Source organism: Rhodococcus sp. 06-156-4 (genome assembly GCF_002259345.1).
Taxonomy (GTDB): domain Bacteria; phylum Actinomycetota; class Actinomycetes; order Mycobacteriales; family Mycobacteriaceae; genus Rhodococcoides; species Rhodococcoides fascians_E.
The window spans coordinates 20,851-39,709 of the sequence record NZ_NPGB01000026.1; the positions used below are offsets into that span (position 1 = coordinate 20,851).

The window sequence follows — 18,859 nt, forward strand, 5'->3', positions numbered from 1 at the left end:
CTCTAATCGCTGACCGAGAACGCGGCGGGGCGCGGCTAGGAAGTGCGGGGTGATTTCGGAGGGCGAGGCAGGAAGTAACTCGTGCGACGCTGGTAGTCGGCGTATCCCGGGCGTCGTTCCATGGAGCGTTCCAGCAGACGCGCACCCGTCGCGAACACGAGGAAATAGGTCATCGCAACGGGTGAGAGGACCGTGAGCACCCCGGGCCACGCCGACGCCGCGACGAGGAAGATCCCCCACCACACACAGGCGTCACCGAAGTAGTTGGGGTGCCGCGTCCACGACCACAGACCGCGGTCCATGATCCTGCCCTTGTTCGACGGGTCCGCCTTGAACGCTCTCAACTGCGCGTCACCGAGGGCTTCGAATGTCAGGCCGGCAGCCCACAGCAGCACGCCGAGAACGACCGTCACCGGCACGGAGGACTGCGCGACGGCGGAGACCTGGATGGGCAGCGAGACGAGCCACAGCGCCACCCCCTGCGTCAGGTAGATCTTTCGGAGGGCGTAGAGGGTCGGGTTTCCCGTGGCCTTCGACAGCAACTCCTCGTACCGCGGGTCCTCGCCGCTGCCGATCGACCGGCGAAACACGTGCCACGCCAAGCGCAGTCCCCATACCGCGACGATGACGGTCACCAGCAGCCGGCGCCATCCCTCCCCGGTTCCCACCACGCCCGACACGAGTGCGATGAGGACGAAACCTCCCCCCCACGTCACGTCGACGACGCTGTGCCGCCCGATCCTGCTGCCGACGAGTGCGGTAACGATCATCAGAACGGCGGTGGCGAGCAGCGCGGAACCGGACACGGTCAGGAACTCGGACCGATCGAATGCATTCACGGTTCGGTACCTACCCAGACAGGTCGAACGGGATCGAAGTCGACCTGCCCGTCGGGTCCGGGGCGCACCGACAGTATCTGGTCGACGCCCATTCGGCCCTCGCGGAACGCCATGCCTCCGCCGACGAGATACAGCCGCCAGACGCGTGCGACCTCCTCTCCGACGAGCTCGACGACGTCGTCCCAGCGCGCCTCGAATCGCTCGGTCCACACGTCCACCGTTCGCACGTAGTGCTCACGCATCGCATGGACGTCGCGCACTTCGAGTCCGGCTTCCTCGATCATCGCGACGGTCCGACCGACGGGACGCATGTACATGTCCGGAGCGATGAACTGCTCGATGAACGCACCTCCGCCCGGATTGTCACCTTCTTTGCGGGACATCTGCTGGATCAACACCCGCCCGCCCGGCCGCACGTTGCGGTGCAACGCAGCGGTGTACGTGGGGTAGTTCGACTCACCCACGTGCTCGCCCATCTCGATGGACGCGACCGCGTCGAACGGACCGTCGGGGATCTCGCGGTAGTCCTGGATCCTGATCTCGACGCGGTCCTGTAGTCCTCGGTCGGCAATTCGCTTGTCGATGAACGCCTTCTGCTCACGCGAGATCGTGACGCCGACGACGTGGGCGCCGTATTCCTGTGCCGCGTGCAGACTCAACGAACCCCAACCGCAGCCCACGTCGAGGAATCGCTGACCGGGAGCGGTGTCCAGGCCGATCTTGCGGCACACGAGGTCGAGCTTGTCCGTCTGTGCGTCGTCGAGGGTGTACGTGGGTGCGGTGGACGTCCAGTACCCCGACGAGTACGCCATGTGGGAATCGAGCACCAGTTCGTAGAAGTCGTTCGACAGGTCGTAGTGGTGGCTGATCGCGGCGCGGTCCCGCACCAGCGAATGCAGCCTGCCCTTGACGACCGCCTGCGACGCAGGCGGGGCGAGAGGACGACCGAACACTCCGAGTTCACGGGCCAACTTGGCGAGCTTCAGCAGCGCCGCGGGTGACGGACGAACGGCCGACAGCTTCCTCGCTCGAACTTCGCTCCACACGTGGGCGAGGGCAGCTCCGAGGTCACCGTCGACGTCGAGTTCGTCCAGTACGTAGGACTGCGCCGCACCCAACTCCCCCGGGTTCCACAGCAGTCGCCGCAGAACGTTCGGCGACTTCAGGTGTACGTCGGGGGCGCCGACGGTCCCGGCGACACTGCCGTCCCATGCGTGCAAGCGCACCGGCAGATTCCCTCCGACATAGGGCGCCACCAACTCCGCGATACGCGGTGCAACTCCAGCGGTGCTCATCTGTCTCCCCTACGGTCCAGAACGATCTGCTGCACATCGAGATACCCGGAGCGGAAGCCCGCTTCCGAGTAGCACAGATAGAAGTGCCACATTCGGTCGAATGTCCGATCGAACCCCAACTCCGACGTCTCGGCGCGGCGGGCGGTGAACTCCACGTCCCACCTCCGCAGGGTCCGTGCGTAATGGTCGCCCATCGACAATCGCTCGCGCACACGGAGAGTCGTGTGACTCTCGGTGACCTCGTCGATCGCGCGCAGCGATGGCAGGAACCCACCGGGGAAGATGTACTTGTGCACCCAGGTGTAGGTGTTCCGGGTGGCCAGCATCCGATCGTGCGGCATCGTGATCGCCTGGATCGCCACTCTCCCACCGGGCGCGAGAACCCTGTCGATGGTCCGAAAGTACGTACCCCAGTATTCGTGTCCGACCGCCTCGATCATCTCGACCGACACCACCGCGTCGTATTCACCGTCGACCATGCGGTAATCGAGTAGGTCGACCTGGACCCGTTCCGAGTACCCGGCGTCGGCGATACGCTTGCAGGCGAGTTCCTGCTGCTCGGTGGACAACGTCACCGAGCGCACCGTCGCCCCCCGCGCCGCCGCACGGATGGCCAGTTCACCCCAGCCCGTGCCGATTTCCAGTACGCGGCTTCCTTCTCCGACGCGGGCGCGGTCGAGCAACCTGTCGATCTTGCGTCGCTGCGCTTCCGCGAGCGGTTCGCCGTCCTCACGGGTGCCCCCGGACGCGAACAGCGCGCTCGAGTAGGTCATGGTCTCGTCGAGGAACAGTTCGAACAGGTCGTTGGACAGGTCGTAGTGTCGCGAGATGTTGGATCGAGTGTTGTCGGTCGTGTTCCGCTCCGCACGTGGGGGTTTCGGCACGTACAGGCCGCGGAGACGCTGCAGCGATCTCGGAATCAACGTTGCCATCCGAGTGGCGAACACTTCGAGTACCGCGGTCAGGTCTTCCGCGTCCCAGTCCCCTGCCATGTACGCCTCACCGAACCCGATGAGTCCGCTCTGGCCTACTCGCGCAGCGAAGTCGGCGGGCCGCACGATATGCATCACCGGGGATTCGGGGCCGCCGCCACCGATCACGCTGCCGTCGGCGAAGCGAGCCCGAAGTGGCAGCGTTCCCACTGCGCGGCGAAACAGGAAGTCGGCGACCGGCGCGGCGACCTTTGCCTTCGTCCCTGCCGGCACGAAAGCGATGCCTGGCCAATTGTGTGTGTCCACGTCGGACTTCGATCGAACGACGGTTGTCATCGTGTTGCCTTTCGTACAGCGGGTGCTTTCGGACGTGGAACGATCGGTAGACCCCTCGCCCACAGCCGAATTCCTTGCCAGCGAATCTGTGCCACCACACGCGCGGGCGCGAGCGGAACCGAAACTGCCGATGCCAGCACCGATCGAGTGGTGGCAGGCCTTCGGTGCCCGGTCACGCTCGCCACAAAGGGCGGTGCGCCTTCGCGTTCGAGAACGATGGAGAGCGCCAGCGTCGAGTCCGGCTCGGGTAGTTTCATCCGGTATTCGCCACTGACATCGTTGAACGGAGAGACGTAGAACTCTTTACGTGCTCGCGCCGCGCCCACGTCGTCGGTGTGCAGCAGATAGGCGTATCGCTCACCGTAGGTGTTGTGGACTTCAGCGACGACGCACACGAGCCTGTCCTCCCGGTCGTGACACCAGAAGACGCTGAGCGGGTTGAACGTGTGTCCGAGCACTCGGGCGCTGGCGAGCATCGTGATCCGTCCGCCGCCGAGGTCGATGCCCTGGTCCGCCAGAAACGCGTCGATGTTCTGCCGGATGGACTTCGAGGGGTCACCGATGTGATCGCTCGCGTGGAACGTCGCGAGTGGCCGGATCCACCGCGGAAACGCGGGCAGACGGTCGAGGTCGACGAACCAACTGTAACTGCGGTAGCGAAACTTGTTTCGTATCGGCGCCGTGCGCACGTGCACGATGGTCGTCGAGAAGATGGCGTTGGCGTGCGTCACGTCCACTGCCCGCCCACACGTTCGGCAGCCACCCGACCTGATTCCGCACCGTCCTCGTGAAAGCCCCAACCGTGGTACGCACCCGCGAAAGCCACAGTGTCGGTGTTCAATTCCGGGAGCCTGCGTTGAGCTTCGAGCGACGCGGGCGTGTACTGCGGGTGCTCGTACGTCATCTCGTCGAGAACGGTCGACGGGTCGACGACGTGAGATCCACCGAGTGTCACCAGGAATCGCTGCGAGCCTGCCAGCCTCTGCAGTCTCGTCATGTCGTAGCTGACGAGAACGCTGTCCGGCTGCGCGCCGCATTCCGGAATTCGGTAGTTCCACGACGCCCGCGCCCTCGGCGTCGCCGGAAGTACCGCCTCGTCGGTGTGGAGCTGAGTGTGATTGATGGAGTACGGCATCGACCCGAGCACCGAGTGCTCGAGCGCGGTGGGGTCGGCGAGCATCTTCAGCGCCTGGTGGGGATGTACCGCGATGACGACGGCGTCGTAGCGTTCCAGCACGTCGCGAGAATCGCGGATGTCGACTCCGTCGACGTGTCGGTACACCGCGTGTACCGCTGTACTCGTGCGGATCTCGTCGATGTGCGCGGCGACGCGCTCGACGTAGCGCGCCGAGCCGCCGGTCACCGTGCGCCAGACCGGAGAGCCCGTCACGCTGAGCATGCCGTGGTGTTCGAGAAAGGTGAACAGATATCGCGCCGGATAGTTCAGGGCCGTGCCCGGATCACACGACCACACCGCCGAGACGAGTGGAGCCATGAAATGCGCGGTGAAGTATTCGGAGAAGCGCGTGCGACCGAGGAAATCGGCCAGAGTTTCGTCGGAGACAGTGCTGTCGGTCTCTCGCAGCAACTCCGTCGCGGTCCGGTGGAATCGCGTGATTTCGCGCAGCATCTTCAGATACCGAGGGCGGGCGAACGTCCGTACCGATGGAAGAATCCCTCGGACCCCCTGGCCACCGGAGTATTCGAGGCCACAACCGTCGCACCGAATCGACATGCTCATGTCGGATTCCTGCGTGGGCACGTTCAACTCGGCGAAGAGACGGAGCAGAGTCGGATACGTCCGGTCGTTGTGGACGATGAAGCCGGTGTCGACGCCCACACCGTCGACATCATGTGTATCGGCATGACCGCCGAGCCTGTCGTCGGCCTCGTACAGAGTCACGTGCGCGGACTTCGACAACACGTACGCCGCAGTCAAACCCGCGACACCACTACCTACGACCGCCACACGCCGACGCGTCACGACGACACTCCGTTTTCTTCAGAGGGGACACGCGCGATGATGTCCATCGCGAATTTCGTCGTTCTCTCTACCCATGTGCGCGACTTTCGAATCATGAAGTGACCGCCGTCCATGTCCACGAACGTCGCATCGACACCCCGCCTGCGTGCGGACTCGACTTCAGCCGACGACTTTCGCGGATCCGTCCAACTGTCGTCGCGCCCGTGGAGGACCCGCACCGATCGGTCGGACTGGATGTTCGCCAGCTCGTCGCCGTCGGGCCACCACGGCGCGAGCGCCACGAGGCCCAGGACCCCCGGATCGTGGCCGACGGCGGCTGCCGTCCGCCCGCCCATCGAGTGCCCGACGACCACCACCGGCACACCGGGGTGCTCGTCTCGAATCCGTAGCAACGCCCACCGGGCGTCACGAACGGGGCTGCGTTCGACACCGTTCCATCCGCGGAACCGGTACTGCAGTTGGTGTACTGCTACGCCATCGGCTCGGCCGGCACGCCGCAGCGCCCACGTGAACTGCCACATGCGCAGTCCCGACAGATGCCAGGGCCTACTGGGCGCGTGGCTGTCCACTTTGCCTCCGTGCAGGACGAGGACGACGGCGCGGACAGTGCCGCGCGGACTGGGGCCGGACCACAACTTCGGCGTGGCGATCTTGCTCATGATCACTATTCGACACCATCGCTGCCACGGGTTGGATTCTTGCGATGCCAGGCGATTGTGAGGTGAATTACAGGCTTCGGGCAAGAAAAAACCGGGTCGGAAAGCGTGTGCTTTCCGACCCGGTCTCGGTGGAGCTGCCGGGAATCGAACCCGGGTCCTCCGCTGTATCACCAGGGCTTCTCCGTGTGCAGTCTGCTATGCCTCTACTTGGATCTCCTGATCTCGCAAACAAGCCAGGATGACGATCCCAGCCACTGTTTGATGTTCCTCATCACTCCGTGGCCGAGTGAATCGGTAAGCCCTCTAGCTGATGCCAGTACCCGGGTCGAGGGCGAACCCGGACTGACAGACACGCCAGTCGCTACTTAGGCAGCGAGTGCGTAGTCGCGCTGATTGGAATCGGCGCTTATATGTTTGCGATGACGCTTACGGTGGTCTCTCGCCTGCACCGACACGCTTCCCCTGACTCAACATACAGAGTCGAAACCGTTCAGCCCCGTACGTCCCCAGCACTCTGCCGGGGCTTGTCAGTGTAACGCGTCCCCCGGACAGAATCATCCCGATATACGGCGCGCGTCACTATGCGCGGTCGACCAGGGCAACGACGCGTTGCAACTGACGCCCTGCGATCACCTTGCGGGCGGGCAGCGATCCGTACCAGAAGGCGCGGCCTGCGAGGCCGCGAGGAAAGAAGTCGATGCGTTGCTCGAGCCGCGTTCCCCCGCCTGCAGACACCACCGAATACTGCATCCACGCGTTCCCGGGCAACGTAGCAGTGGAACGTAGCCTGATGTCACCGTCCGAATCACTGCCGTCCGAATCACTGCCGTCCGACGCACCGCCGTCCGACGCACCGCGCTCGATCTGCCAGTTCTCGGCGCTGCCTGCTGCTACGGCCTTGCCCACACGGCTGCGGATCTCGTCGGCCCCGCTCCCGAGGTAGACGCTGCGCACGTCGGTGAAGACGGTTTCTCCCGCCCAATCGGGGTCGGAAGGAAGAGGATCCGACGGGGCCGACACGGTCGACGTCCACGTCGACTCCGACTCGCCGTCGTCGATGGTGCGTAGAGCCAGCCGAACCGCATCGCGGTACGGCGTCAGACCACCCTCCGGTCGTTCGACGACGGCGTCGATATCGGTTTCGTGGGCCACCGCGTCGAACTGCAGTGATTCGATGAGCGGCATCGCCAGTCCCCTCGGAATCGGGGTCACCAGACCGATCCAATGGCCGGCCAGCCGCGGGGTGAGAACCGGCAGTACCACCATCTGGCGCTTACGGAGCCCTGCAACGTCCGCGTAGATGTTCATCATCTCGCCGTACTCCATCACGTCCGGGCCGCCGACGTCGTAGGTCCTGCTCTCGGGAAGGTCCGCGTCCGCAGCTCCGAGGAGGTAGTGCAAGATGTCGCGCACTGCGATCGGCTGAATCTTGTTGTGGACCCAGCGCGGTGTCGTCATGACCGGCAGCCTGTTGGTGAGGTGGCGAATCATCTCGAACGACGCCGATCCCGCACCGATGACCACTCCGGCCTGGAGGACGAAGGTCGGCACTTCGGACTCGCACAGAATCGTGCCGACCTCGGCGCGCGATTCCAGGTGCTCGGAAAGCTCCCCCGACTGGGGGTGCAGCCCGCCGAGATAGACGATCCTCGACACTCCGGCCTCCGCGGCGACCGCAGCGACGTTCTCGGCGCTCTCACGCTCGGTCTTCTTGAAGTCGCCGCCGCCGGAACCCATCGAGTGCACGAGGTAGTAGACGACATCGACGTCGGCGAACGCCTTCTTCAGCGAATCGCGGTCACCCAGATCTCCCTGGGCGATCTCGACGTCGTCCGCCCACGGCACTCCCTGGAGCTTGTCGGGGGTGCGGGCCAACACCCGAACCGTGAATCCCGCGTCCAGAAGTCGCGGAGCGAGCCTGCCGCCGAGGTAACCGGTCGCTCCGGTGACGAGGACACGGCGGGCATCGGGGCTGCTGTTGGCGTTCATCGTCTATCGATACCCCCGCGGGGGTATCTCAACCCGATCTCACCTGGCCCGTCGACGTCGGCCGATCAACCCAGGGCGATCAGACCCACCGCGCCGAGAGCGACGACCATCCCAACCTGCTGCAGTCTGCCGACACGCTCGCCGAGCATGACCATCGCCAGGAGCACGGTCGCCGCGGGATACAGCGATGCGATGACACTGACCAAGGACAGCAACCCACCCTGGTACGCGTAGAGCAGGGCGGCGTTCGCCACGACGTCGAGAATGCCGACGAACGCAGCGAGCTTCAGCACACTGCCGTGCGGCAGCGCGAAATGACCGGAGGCGAGCGCAACACACCACACCACCGCCGTCGCCGACGCGCGAGATGCCGCCAGCGGCCACAATCCCGATCCGTCGCCGATCTGATGGAGGCAGATGAACGCGAGCGCGAACGTGACACCCGATCCGACGGTCAACCACGCCACCGTCGGGGTGAATTTCATCTCGCGACCACCGGCTACTTCACCCGTCGTGTCGTCGGGAGACTCCTTGCTGACGAGGAGAACCGCGATCAACGCCAATGCGATACCCACGAATGCGAGCGCACCCGGACGCTCCCCGATCGCGAATCCGGCGACGACGGGTATGCCCGCCACCAGCACGGCGGTCAGCGGAGACACGACCGCCATCGGGCCTGACGCGAGCGCGAGGTAGAACCACCAGACGGCCAGGCCACCTGCCACTCCCGACGCCAAGCCCCACAGAATGGGCACCAAAGAGATCTGGCCCCCGACGAACGGCGCCACGATCAGCACGATCACCAACGAGAACGGGTAGGAGACGATCACCACTCGCAGGGCCGCCACCCGACGGGACGCCACACCCCCGACGAAATCGCTGACGCCGTATCCCACCGCGGCGACGAGTGCGAGCAGGATCGCGGTCAGCGCGAACCCCTCACCGCTCGCCCCTCACCGCATACCCCCTCACCGCATACCCTTGATGCGGCGGCCGAGTTCCCTGGCCACTTCACGCTCGGCGGTGCGACGGGCCAGGTCCTGGCGCTTGTCGTAGTCCTGCTTACCCTTCGCGAGGGCAAGTTCGACCTTGACCTTGCCGTCGGAAAAGTACATCGACAACGGTACGAGGGTCAGCGACCCTTCTTTCGTCTTCCCGACGAGTCGCTCGATCTCGCGCTTGTGCAGCAACAGTTTTCGGGTGCGTCTGGGCGCATGGTTGGTCCAACTCCCCTGCGTGTACTCGGGGATGTGCAGCCCGCGCAACCAGATCTCGCCGTCGTCGACCGTCGCGAACGAGTCCGCAAGCGACGCTTTGCCTTCACGCAGGCTCTTCACCTCGGTGCCCACGAGCGCGATACCGGCCTCGTAGACGTCGAGAATCGAGTAGTGGTGGCGCGCCTTGCGGTTCGTCGCAATGGCCTTGCGGCCCTTCTCTTTCACTTCAGGGCCCTTTCTCGAGCGCTGTTCGTCCGTGCGTACGCGCTCTCTGCGCTGTCCGCTCCAGCATAGAACCGTGTCGCAAGCACTTTTCTTCCGGATGGACTCGGCCGAATCGGGAACCTACTCGCGGACGTACAACCGCAACGTGATGTACGCGGTGACCGACGCCATACCGATGCCGACGAGCGCCAGGAACGGAGAGACGAGCAGAACGTCGCTGTTGGAGATTCGGGCGAGAATGTTGGCGTCGTACACCTCCGACAACACGTCGTCGATGAAGAGGTTCTTCGCGGTGAACAGCCCCGCAATCGCGAGCCCGGATCCGATCAGCGCAGCCACCACGGCTTCGAGCAGGAAGGGCAGCTGGGTGTACCACCTGGTTGCACCGACGAGTCGCATGATTCCCACCTCGGTGCGGCGGGTGAACGCCGCGATCTGAACCATGTTCGCGATCAACAGAACCGCGGCCACGGCTTGAACGATCGCGATGGCGAATGCTGCGTTGCGTACACCGTTGAGCACACTGAACAGACGCTCGACCAGGTCTCGCTGGTTGAGCACGCTCTGCACTCCCGGCTGACCGGCGAAGTTGTCGTTGATGACGCCGAAGCGTTCGGGATCACTGAGCTTGACCTTGAAAGAGGCCGGGAAGCTGTCCGGGCTGACCAGCTCCGCGAGTTCCGGTTGATCCTTGAACACGCGCTCGGTCGCATCTTTGACTGCGTCGTCGCGGTTGAGGTACTGAACCGACACCACGGACGGTGTCTGCTCGAGTTCGCTGCGCAACGTGGAGCACGTGGATTCCGCGCAGTCCGGATCGGTCGCCGAGATGTCGTCGGTGAGGAAGATCTGTACTTCGACGCGGTCCAGGAAGATCTGCTGCGTCTTGCCCGCCATCTGCACCACGAGCAGTCCGCCTCCGAACAGGCCGAGCGAAATGGCCGTCGTCAGAATCATGGCGATGGTCATGGTGATGTTGCGGCGAAGTCCGGTCAGGACTTCGCTGAAAATGAAACTTGCGCGCATCGGGGAATCCGGGCCCTTCGGTGGTGTCTGCAGTCGTCGATGTCTGTAGTCGTCGATGTCTGTAGTCGTGGCGGCAGAAGTGCGGCGGCGTACTACCTACCGACGCCGTAGACCCCTCGGGCCTCGTCACGCACCACTCTGCCGTTGTCCAGTTCGATGACCCGCCGACGCATCGAGTCGACGATGTGGTTGTCGTGGGTCGCCATCAGCACCGTCGTTCCGGTCCTGTTGATCCGCTCGAGCAGCATCATGATGTCCTGGCTCGTGTCCGGATCGAGGTTTCCCGTCGGTTCGTCGGCCAGCAGCACCAGTGGGCGGTTCACGAAGGCCCGGGCGATGGCGACGCGCTGTTGCTCACCACCGGACAGCTCCGTGGGCAGTCGATCCGACTTGCCGCCGAGCCCGACCAGATCCAGGACCTCGGGCACCGTCCGCTTGATCATCGATCGCGGCTTGCCGATGACCTCGAGCGCGAAGGCCACGTTCTCCACGACCGTCTTCTGCTGCAACAGACGGAAGTCCTGGAACACGCACCCCATGCTCTGTCTGAGCTTCGGCACGCGCCGCGAGGACAACCGGTTCACGTGGAAGTCCGCGACGTGGATGTCGCCGGAGGTGGGTGTCTCCTCCTTCAGGAGAAGGCGCATGAACGTCGACTTCCCGGATCCCGACGGTCCGATGAGAAACACGAAGTCGCCCTTGTCCACCGACACCGTGACGTCGTCCAACGCCGGCCTGGTGGATGTCTTGTAGGACTTGGAGACATTCGAGGTGCTGATCACGGGTCGCCAGTGTAGCCCTTACCTACCGGTAACCGACTCGGCTCGACATGTGTGTTGCCTGAGGAATCCTAGGGAGATCCGGTGGCCGTCGGGGCCTGCGGAGCAGGGGGTAGCAGGGACCGCAGTTGCGGCGGCACCGTCAGCCCCGGCAGGTACGTCGGATCCTGCGTTGCCGACGTACCGGTCTGCCCTGTGGGCGATCCGGGGTCACCCGACCCCCCGGGCGCGCCGGACTGCTCGTCGGTGGCGGACGGATCGACCGTGGTGGTCGGAGAAGGAGTGGACGTGTACGTCGGCTGGTACGTCTGTTGCGGCGCTTGCGTCGGGTAGCTCCCCGGGTCGACCGCCGTCGGTCCTTGAACGTCTTCTCGCTGCGCGGTGACGACCTCGTCCACCTGTACGTACAGCAGTCCGGTCAGAACGAAGCAGACACCGAAGAACAACGTCGACGTCCGCACGCCACGAATGCGGTTCGGAATTCTCCAGCTTCTCCAGTTACGTGGCTGCGCGTCGGTGTCCGTGTCCGGTCGAGGTTCGGTCACAGCTCCTCCTCGCGATCCCGGCGGGCGCCGTCCGGTGCGACTCCTGCGGTCGACACGTCCGGGCTGACGCTGATGCCCTCGGGCTGCAGCGCTGCTGCCACCCGAACACGTAGTTCCCGGCCGACCTGAAACTGCTTGCCGGGAAGAGTCCGAGCCACGAGCCGCACGTTGACCTGGTCGACCTCGATGGATTCGACCCCCATGACGGTCGGCTCGTCCAGCAGCAGCGGCCGCAGACGGCGGTCCTCGAATGCCGTGTGTCCCACGCGGCGGAGGATCTCGTTGACCCGGTTCAAGTCCGCGATGGACGGGATCGGCACGTCCACGACAGCGCGTGCCCAGTCCTTGGAGAGATTGATGGCTTTGACGATCTGGCCGTTGGGGACAGTGATGACTTCCCCGTCGACACTCCGAACGCGGGTGACGCGCAGCGTCACGTCCTCGACGGTGCCTTCCGCATCCTCCGCCGAGCCGTTGACGGCGATCTGCACGACATCACCGAACCCGTACTGCCGTTCGGTGATGATGAAGAATCCGGCCAGGATGTCCTGCACGACCCGCTGCGCACCGAAACCCAGTGCCGCACCGATCACCGTCGCGGGAGCGACGAGGCCACCGACGCCGAAGCCGAGCCTCCTGAGCACCTCGATGGTCACCAGGATGTAGACGAGAGTGACAGCGACCCAGGTGATCACCTGCGCGAGTGCGTGCCGATGCTTTGCTGCCTCGGACCGCACCAGGGCATCGCTGTGTTGATAGTTGGAGTCGATGCGGGAGGTGATCCGCGTACCTGTCCACGTGATGAGACGCGCGACCAGGAGTCCTCCGAGGATGTACAGCACAATTCCGAGGCCGTTGAGTTGGACCTCCGGTGTTACCGAGAACGACAGTGCTGTGTTCATCGTGTGTCTACTCGTCCCCCCGCATACGCCATCGAATTCCTGCTTCCAGGAAACCATCGATGTCGCCGTCGAGCACGGTGGAGGGGTTGTTGACCTCGTACTCGGTGCGCAGATCCTTGACCATCTGGTATGGATGCAGCACGTAGGAGCGCATCTGGTTACCCCAGGAACTTCCGCCGTCGCCCTTGAGGGCGTCCATCTCGGCGCGCTCTTCCTTGCGCTTGACCTCGAGCAGCTTGGCCTGGAGGACCCGCATCGCGGACACCTTGTTCTGCAGCTGCGACTTCTCGTTCTGACACGTCACGACGATTCCTGTGGGAATGTGCGTCAGACGCACGGCCGAGTCCGTGGTGTTGACGGACTGTCCGCCCGGACCGCTGGACCGATAGACGTCGACTCGGATGTTACCCTCGGGAATCTCGATGTGATCGGTCGTCTCGACGACCGGAAGCACCTCGACCTCGGCGAACGAGGTCTGCCGTCGTCCCTGGTTGTCGAACGGGCTGATTCTGACGAGGCGGTGGGTGCCCTGCTCGACCGACAGCGTGCCGTAGGTGTATGGAGCCTTCACCGCGAAGGTAGCGCTCTTGATTCCGGCCTCTTCGGCGTAGGACGTGTCGTAGACCTCGACGCCGTAGCCGTGCTTCTCCGCCCAGCGGATGTACATGCGCATGAGCATCTCGGCCCAGTCCGCGGCGTCGATGCCGCCTGCACCGGAACGAATGTTGACGAGCGCGTCACGTTGGTCGTACTCACCGGAGAGAAGCGTGCGCACCTCGGCCGCGGCGATGTCCTCGCGCAGCGATGCCCGCTCGGCGTCGGCATCGGCCGTCGCCGACGCTGCTGCGTCGCCTTCTTCTCCTTCGGCCAGCTCGTAGAGCACCGGCAGATCCTCGAGGCGCCCCCGCAGTTCCTCGACGCGGCGGAGTTCGGCCTGCGCGTGCGAGAGCTGACTGGTGACCTGCTGAGCGTGTTCCTGGTCGTTCCACAGGTCCGGCGACGCAGCCTGATGTTCGAGCTCGTCGATCCGGCGACGTAGTTCCTCGACGTCGAGAACCGACTCGATCGTCGTGAGGGTGATGTCGAGTTCGTTCAGGTCCGCGGAGACGTCAGGATGCACGAGATCGAAGTTTACCGGCCGCGGCGCGCTCGCCCGACCAACGCTGCCCGACGAGCAGGATTTCTACGGTGCCGACGGGCCCTTCAAGGGCGTGAGCAGGCACGGCAGTGGATCGCGAGCCCTGGCCCGAACGTCGATCTCCTGTTAGTTTTCTCGGCATCGACACATACGCATGCGACCATGCCGCGCACCCCCTGCTGTTGGTTGCGCGCCTCCACGTCGATTTCTGCAGGACCGGCGCCAGTCTCTGTCGCTGACCACGGTTCACCCCAACCGCAGGGGTGCCCACAGTCGGCGCCATCTGCGCAGCCCCACCCCACGCAGAAATTTCTGGAGGAGAATCGATGTCGGTCACCGACGAGTACCTGAAGAACAACGAGGCGTACGCGGCACAGTTCACCGGACCGCTCCCGCTTCCACCGTCGAAGAACGTTGCGGTGGTGGCATGCATGGACGCGCGTCTCGACGTCTACCGCATTCTCGGATTGAACGAAGGCGAGGCGCACGTCATCCGCAACGCAGGTGGCGTCGTCACCGACGACGAGATTCGGTCGCTCGCCATCAGTCAGCGTCTGCTCGGGACCAAGGAGATCATTCTGATTCACCACACCGACTGCGGAATGCTGACGTTCACCGACGACGAATTCAAGAACGGCATCCAGGACGAGATCGGCATCAAGCCCAACTGGGCAGCCGAAGCGTTCCCCGACCTCGACGCCGACGTGCGGCAGTCGCTCGCGCGGATCGAGCAGAGCCCGTTCGTGACCAAGCACGACTCGGTGCGCGGATTCGTCTTCGACGTCGCGACCGGGAAGTTGAACGAAGTCACCGCCTGACGTGCACAGCGCCCGGGGTGACGGTGCCACCGACACCCCGGGCATTAGTGTTTGACGCGTGACTTCTTCTGCCGCTGACCTGCAGCTCGCACTGTCCATCGCCGACCGGGCCGACGTCATCACGCGGGATCGTTTTCTCGCTCTCGACCTGGTGGTCGACGACAAACCCGACCTGAGCCCGGTCAGCGACGCCGACCTCGCCGTCGAGAACAAGGTGAGGTCCATCCTCCAGGACGAGCGGCCGGACGATTCCGTCCTGGGCGAAGAGTTCGGTGGCGACGCTGTCTTCGACGGGCGCCAATGGGTCGTCGACCCGATCGACGGAACCAAGAATTTCGTGCGAGGTGTGCCGATCTGGGCCACGCTCGTCGCGTTGCTCGAAGACGGCATTCCGGTGGTGGGCGTGATCAGTGCTCCGTTGCTGAACCGGCGCTGGTGGGCGTCGAAGGACGGGGGCGCGTGGACGTCCTACGACGGCGGCGAACCTCGTTCCATCACAGTATCGTCGGTTCGCGAACTGAGCTCTGCCAGTTTGAGTTTCGCGAGCCTGTCCGGCTGGAAGGAGCGTGGGCTGCGAGATCGATTCGTCGACCTGACGGACGAGGTGTGGCGGGTTCGCGGGTACGGCGACTTCTTCTCCTACTGCCTCCTCGCCGAGGGCACCCTCGACATCGCGACCGAACCCGAGGTGTCGCTGTGGGACCTGGCACCCCTGGACATCCTGGTTCGGGAAGCAGGTGGGCGCTTCTCCTCACTCGACGGCGCCGCAGGCCCGCACGGCGGAAGCGCAGTGGCCACCAACGCCCTTCTCCACGACGAGGTTCTGACGCGGCTCCGCCGCACGTGAGTGGAAATCCAGGCCGGGGCCAGGAGCGGAGCCTGCGGAGCGACCAGAAGACGCGACATTTCCACTCACAGGAAAGCTGCGAACAGCAATGCCAACAACGGGGTGATGCCCTGGATCACGGCCGGGCGGAAGTACTTCCGCCCGCCGGTGGCCAGCACGAATGCGGCACCGACGATGCTGAGGCACGAGAACACGACGATTGCGTCCCCGGCGTCGCCTCCGAGGAACAGGCCCACGACGATTCCCACTGCCAGAAACAGGTTGTAGAAGCCCTGATTGAAGGCCATCGGGCGGACCACATCGGCGTCGGCCTGACTGGCGACTCCGAATCGGCGCCAGACGGCTGGCTTGGTCCACGCGACGGATTCCATGAAGAAGATGACCACGTGCAGCGCGGCGGCGACGGCAGCGAAGATCGAAGCGATGACAGGCATGCTCGAATGCTCCCACAACGGGCGTGACGTGCGCGAAGGGCCAACTTCTTACTCGGGAGTAGACAGCTAACTTACCCGGGAGTAAGATAGATCCCGTCCGAGCCCGACGCCGAGAAACAGCTGGTGATCATGAGCAAGCAAGACAGTGTCATCGAGACGAAGCGCAAGGCGCCTCGCGATACATCCGCAGTTGGCCTCAACCCGTTCAAGCGAGACGCCATCGGCACCGCCATGCGCGTGCTCACGGCTATCACCGGGTCCGATCTCGCGGAGAAGTACAACCTTCGCCAGACCATCGACCGCGTGACGTACGAGAGCACCAAGACGGGTTTCAAGACCCTCGGCGCCGCCAACCGCACGTTCGCGAAGGTCACCGGAGGCGACAAGCCGAAACGCCTCGAGGACGCCGCGGTCAAGAACCTCGACTACTTCGACCTCACTCCGGACGACGAGCAGCGCATGATCGTCGAGACCGTCAAGGAGTTCGCCGAGGAGATCCTCCGACCCGCAGCGCACGACGCAGATGCGGCAGCATCGTCGCCCGAGGATCTCGTTCGTCGCTCTGCTGAACTCGGCATCACCTTCATCAACGTTCCCGAAGAACTCGACGGCGCGGCCACCGAGCGTGGCGCCGTCACCAACGCATTGGTGGCGGAAGCGCTTGCCCACGGCGACCTCGGACTCGCGCTTCCCATCCTCGCGCCGAGCGGTGTCGCGGTCGCGTTGACGCAGTGGGGCACCGACGCGCAGCAGAAGACGTACCTGCCCGCGTTCGTCGGTGAGAAGGTCCCGGGTGCGGCCGTCGTGGTCAACGAGCCGCGTGCACTGTTCGACCCGTTCGCTCTGCAGACCAAGGCCGTGCGCTCCCCCAGCGGATTCAAGCTCAACGGCGTCAAGAGCGTCGTGCCTGCCGCGGGTAGCTCCGAACTGTTCGTCGTTGCCGCCGAACTCGAAGGCAGGCCTGCGTTCTTCATCGTCGAGTCCGACACCAAGGGTCTCGTCGTCGAAGCCGATCCGAGCATGGGTCTGCGTGCCGCCGGCCTCGGTCGACTCGTACTGACCGACGTCGCGGTTCCGGAATCCGCACTGCTCGGTGATGGTGACGCAGATCAGCGCGCACTCGACTACGCCGACGCCATCAGCCTTGCCCGGCTCGGCTGGTCCGCTCTCGCAGTCGGCGCAGGCCAGGCCGTCCTCGACTACGTGATTCCGTACGTGAACGAGCGCGAGGCGTTCGGCGAGCCGATCAGCAACCGCCAGGCAGTTGCGTTCATGGTCGCCAACATCGCGATCGAGCTGGACGGGCTGCGCTTGGTCACTCTTCGCGGCGCATCGCGAGCCGAGCAGGGCAAGTCGTTCGCACGTGAAGCAGCACTCGCCCGCCGCCTCGCCGCCGAGAAGGGCATGCAGATCGGTTCCGACGGTGTGCAGTTGCTCGGCGGACACGGATTCACCAAGGAACATCCGGTCGAACGCTGGTACCGCGATCTCCGCGCTGTCGGTGTCACCGAGGGCATCGTCCTCATCTGATTCGCCCCCATCCTCGTAGGCAACTCATCGGTCAAGGACTGAACTCATGATCAATCTAGAACTTCCCAAGAAGCTTCGGGCACAGGCGAATCAGGCTCACCAGGTTGCGGCCGAGATCTTCCGCCCGATCTCTCGCAAGTACGACCTCGCCGAGCACGAGTACCCCGTCGAACTCGACACCATGGCATCCATGGTGGAGGGAATGTCCGACGCCGGTACCGAGGTCGGCGGCGCTGCTGGTGGCCGGGAGAAGGACAGCGAAAGCGCTTCGAAGCCCAGCAAGACCGCCAATGCCAACGGCGGCAACATGGCTGCGTTGGTCAACGTCATCGAAACCTGCTGGGGCGATGTCGGTTTGACACTGTCCATTCCGTACCAGGGCCTCGGCAACTCCGCCATCGCGGCCGTGTCCACCGACGAGCAGCTCGAACGCTTCGGCAAGGTGTGGGCATCGATGGCCATCACCGAACCGAGCTTCGGCTCGGACTCCGCTGCCGTGACGACGACTGCGGTGCTCGACGGAGACGAGTGGGTCCTCAACGGCGAGAAGATCTACGTCACCGCCGGTGAACGCTCGACGCACATCGTGGTGTGGGCGAGTGTCGACCGTTCCAAGGGCCGCGCGGCGATCAAGTCCTTCGTCGTACCGCGTGACGCACCGGGCCTGAGTGTTGCTCGGCTCGAGCACAAGCTCGGTATCAAGGCGTCGGACACCGCCGCTCTCCTGCTCGAGGATTGCCGAATCCCGAAGGACAACCTCCTCGGTTCCGCCGAGGTGAACACCGAGAAGGGTTTTGCGGGCGTCATGCAGACGTTCGACAACACTCGCCCGCTCGTCGCAGGTATGGCCATCGGTGTGGCTCGTGCCGCCCTCGAAGAACTGCGCTCCATCCTCGACGAGGCCGGCGTGGAGATCTCGTACACCACTCCCGCCTACAGTCAGCATGCCGCGGCAGCCGAGTTCCTGCGTCTCGAGGCCGATTGGGAGGCGTCTCATCTGCTCGCGCTGCGGGCCGCGTGGATGGCCGACAACAAGGAGCCGAACTCGCTGCAGGCGTCGATGGCCAAAGCGAAGGCCGGCCGCTCGGCCACCGACATCACGCTCAAGGCCGTCGAACTGGCAGGCAGCTACGGCTACTCGGAGCGCCTTCTGCTCGAGAAGTGGAGCCGTGACGCGAAGATTCTCGACATCTTCGAAGGCACCCAGCAGATTCAGCAGTTGATCGTCGCCCGTCGTGTTCTCGGAAAGACATCCGCCGAACTGAAGTGATGCAGTTGTGACGACGTGGCCCCGTAGACCGTGAGGTTCGCGGGGCCACGTCGCGTATCGACGGAAGAATCGGGTGTCCACCGAAAAACTTCTT

At 64.4% G+C, this 18,859-nt stretch carries 19 protein-coding genes and 1 other RNA gene; 4 read left to right on the forward strand and 16 right to left on the reverse strand.

Annotated features, from left to right (window positions below):
* Positions 1 to 35: 35 nt before the first annotated feature.
* The 15 genes from CH290_RS17570 to prfB all read right to left on the reverse strand — a co-directional run bounded on the left by CH290_RS17570 (position 36) and on the right by prfB (position 13,848).
* Entirely contained in the window at positions 36 to 839 is an 804-nt protein-coding gene (locus CH290_RS17570) for a DUF1295 domain-containing protein (protein WP_033190594.1), read from the reverse strand.
* Positions 836 to 2,134 (reverse strand): SAM-dependent methyltransferase, encoded by a 1,299-nt coding sequence (locus CH290_RS17575; RefSeq protein ID WP_020112070.1) that lies wholly within the window; start codon positions 2,132 to 2,134, stop codon positions 836 to 838. The genes CH290_RS17570 and CH290_RS17575 overlap by 4 nt, the downstream gene beginning before the upstream one ends.
* Positions 2,131 to 3,402, reverse strand: a complete 1,272-nt coding sequence (locus tag CH290_RS17580; RefSeq protein ID WP_033190593.1) for an SAM-dependent methyltransferase — start codon at positions 3,400 to 3,402, stop codon at positions 2,131 to 2,133. Before CH290_RS17580 ends, CH290_RS17575 begins: the two co-directional genes overlap by 4 nt.
* Positions 3,399 to 4,139 (reverse strand): DUF1365 domain-containing protein, encoded by a 741-nt coding sequence (locus tag CH290_RS17585; RefSeq protein ID WP_033190592.1) that lies wholly within the window; start codon positions 4,137 to 4,139, stop codon positions 3,399 to 3,401. The genes CH290_RS17580 and CH290_RS17585 overlap by 4 nt, the downstream gene beginning before the upstream one ends.
* Positions 4,130 to 5,386, reverse strand: coding sequence for an NAD(P)/FAD-dependent oxidoreductase (locus tag CH290_RS17590; protein ID WP_170947472.1), 1,257 nt, complete (start codon positions 5,384 to 5,386; stop codon positions 4,130 to 4,132). The genes CH290_RS17585 and CH290_RS17590 overlap by 10 nt, the downstream gene beginning before the upstream one ends.
* Entirely contained in the window at positions 5,383 to 6,045 is a 663-nt protein-coding gene (locus CH290_RS17595; protein WP_230594059.1) for an alpha/beta fold hydrolase, read from the reverse strand. Before CH290_RS17595 ends, CH290_RS17590 begins: the two co-directional genes overlap by 4 nt.
* Before the next feature lie 126 nt (positions 6,046 to 6,171).
* Positions 6,172 to 6,543: a transfer-messenger RNA gene (gene ssrA, locus CH290_RS17600) on the reverse strand.
* An 81-nt stretch (positions 6,544 to 6,624) separates the two neighbouring features.
* Positions 6,625 to 8,034, reverse strand: a complete 1,410-nt coding sequence (locus CH290_RS17605) for an NAD(P)H-binding protein (RefSeq protein WP_033190591.1) — start codon at positions 8,032 to 8,034, stop codon at positions 6,625 to 6,627.
* Positions 8,035 to 8,099: 65 nt separating this feature from the next.
* Positions 8,100 to 8,963, reverse strand: coding sequence for a DMT family transporter (locus tag CH290_RS17610; RefSeq protein WP_495677182.1), 864 nt, complete (start codon positions 8,961 to 8,963; stop codon positions 8,100 to 8,102).
* Positions 8,964 to 9,002: 39 nt separating this feature from the next.
* A complete protein-coding gene (gene smpB / locus CH290_RS17615; protein ID WP_033190590.1) occupies positions 9,003 to 9,476 on the reverse strand; it encodes an SsrA-binding protein SmpB in 474 nt (157 codons plus the stop codon).
* Positions 9,477 to 9,596: 120 nt separating this feature from the next.
* On the reverse strand, positions 9,597 to 10,502 hold the full coding sequence (ftsX, locus tag CH290_RS17620; RefSeq protein WP_019666034.1) for a permease-like cell division protein FtsX: 906 nt from the start codon (positions 10,500 to 10,502) through the stop codon (positions 9,597 to 9,599).
* Positions 10,503 to 10,594: 92 nt separating this feature from the next.
* On the reverse strand, positions 10,595 to 11,284 hold the full coding sequence (gene ftsE / locus CH290_RS17625) for a cell division ATP-binding protein FtsE (protein WP_019666035.1): 690 nt from the start codon (positions 11,282 to 11,284) through the stop codon (positions 10,595 to 10,597).
* Between the two features lie 68 nt (positions 11,285 to 11,352).
* Entirely contained in the window at positions 11,353 to 11,826 is a 474-nt protein-coding gene (locus CH290_RS17630; RefSeq protein WP_019666036.1) for a hypothetical protein, read from the reverse strand.
* On the reverse strand, positions 11,823 to 12,728 hold the full coding sequence (locus CH290_RS17635; RefSeq protein WP_019666037.1) for a mechanosensitive ion channel family protein: 906 nt from the start codon (positions 12,726 to 12,728) through the stop codon (positions 11,823 to 11,825). Before CH290_RS17635 ends, CH290_RS17630 begins: the two co-directional genes overlap by 4 nt.
* Positions 12,729 to 12,735: 7 nt before the next feature.
* Complete coding sequence (prfB, locus tag CH290_RS17640; RefSeq protein ID WP_033190589.1) at positions 12,736 to 13,848, reverse strand: peptide chain release factor 2; 1,113 nt, start codon at positions 13,846 to 13,848, stop codon at positions 12,736 to 12,738.
* Positions 13,849 to 14,192: 344 nt separating this feature from the next.
* Between prfB and CH290_RS17645 the strand changes: the two genes are divergently transcribed.
* Both CH290_RS17645 and hisN read left to right on the forward strand, forming a co-directional pair.
* Positions 14,193 to 14,684 carry a beta-class carbonic anhydrase gene (locus CH290_RS17645; protein ID WP_019666039.1) on the forward strand — a complete coding sequence of 164 codons (492 nt, stop codon included), beginning with the start codon at positions 14,193 to 14,195 and terminating at the stop codon, positions 14,682 to 14,684.
* 58 nt (positions 14,685 to 14,742) lie between these two features.
* Entirely contained in the window at positions 14,743 to 15,531 is a 789-nt protein-coding gene (gene hisN / locus CH290_RS17650) for a histidinol-phosphatase (protein ID WP_033190588.1), read from the forward strand.
* Positions 15,532 to 15,596: 65 nt separating this feature from the next.
* Here hisN and CH290_RS17655 read toward each other — a convergent pair whose 3' ends face one another.
* A complete protein-coding gene (locus tag CH290_RS17655; RefSeq protein ID WP_019666041.1) occupies positions 15,597 to 15,965 on the reverse strand; it encodes a DUF1304 domain-containing protein in 369 nt (122 codons plus the stop codon).
* A gap of 123 nt (positions 15,966 to 16,088) precedes the next feature.
* Between CH290_RS17655 and CH290_RS17660 the strand changes: the two genes are divergently transcribed.
* Together CH290_RS17660 and CH290_RS17665 are read left to right on the forward strand one after the other, a co-directional pair.
* Positions 16,089 to 17,495: an acyl-CoA dehydrogenase family protein gene (locus CH290_RS17660; RefSeq protein ID WP_019666042.1), complete on the forward strand. Its 1,407-nt coding sequence runs from the start codon at positions 16,089 to 16,091 to the stop codon at positions 17,493 to 17,495.
* 46 nt (positions 17,496 to 17,541) lie between these two features.
* Positions 17,542 to 18,765 carry an acyl-CoA dehydrogenase family protein gene (locus CH290_RS17665; protein ID WP_033190587.1) on the forward strand — a complete coding sequence of 408 codons (1,224 nt, stop codon included), beginning with the start codon at positions 17,542 to 17,544 and terminating at the stop codon, positions 18,763 to 18,765.
* The last annotated feature ends 94 nt before the right edge of the window (positions 18,766 to 18,859 follow it).

Coding starts and splice junctions, on each gene's coding strand:
- CH290_RS17575 (WP_020112070.1), bottom strand. CDS start 2,134: ATGAGCACCGCTGGAGTTGCACCGCGTATCGCGGAGTTGGTGGCGCCC.
- CH290_RS17580 (WP_033190593.1), bottom strand. CDS start 3,402: ATGACAACCGTCGTTCGATCGAAGTCCGACGTGGACACACACAATTGG.
- CH290_RS17595 (WP_230594059.1), bottom strand. CDS start 6,045: ATGAGCAAGATCGCCACGCCGAAGTTGTGGTCCGGCCCCAGTCCGCGC.
- CH290_RS17605 (WP_033190591.1), bottom strand. CDS start 8,034: ATGAACGCCAACAGCAGCCCCGATGCCCGCCGTGTCCTCGTCACCGGA.
- ftsX (WP_019666034.1), bottom strand. CDS start 10,502: ATGCGCGCAAGTTTCATTTTCAGCGAAGTCCTGACCGGACTTCGCCGC.
- CH290_RS17635 (WP_019666037.1), bottom strand. CDS start 12,728: ATGAACACAGCACTGTCGTTCTCGGTAACACCGGAGGTCCAACTCAAC.
- CH290_RS17645 (WP_019666039.1), top strand. CDS start 14,193: ATGTCGGTCACCGACGAGTACCTGAAGAACAACGAGGCGTACGCGGCA.
- CH290_RS17655 (WP_019666041.1), bottom strand. CDS start 15,965: ATGCCTGTCATCGCTTCGATCTTCGCTGCCGTCGCCGCCGCGCTGCAC.
- CH290_RS17665 (WP_033190587.1), top strand. CDS start 17,542: ATGATCAATCTAGAACTTCCCAAGAAGCTTCGGGCACAGGCGAATCAG.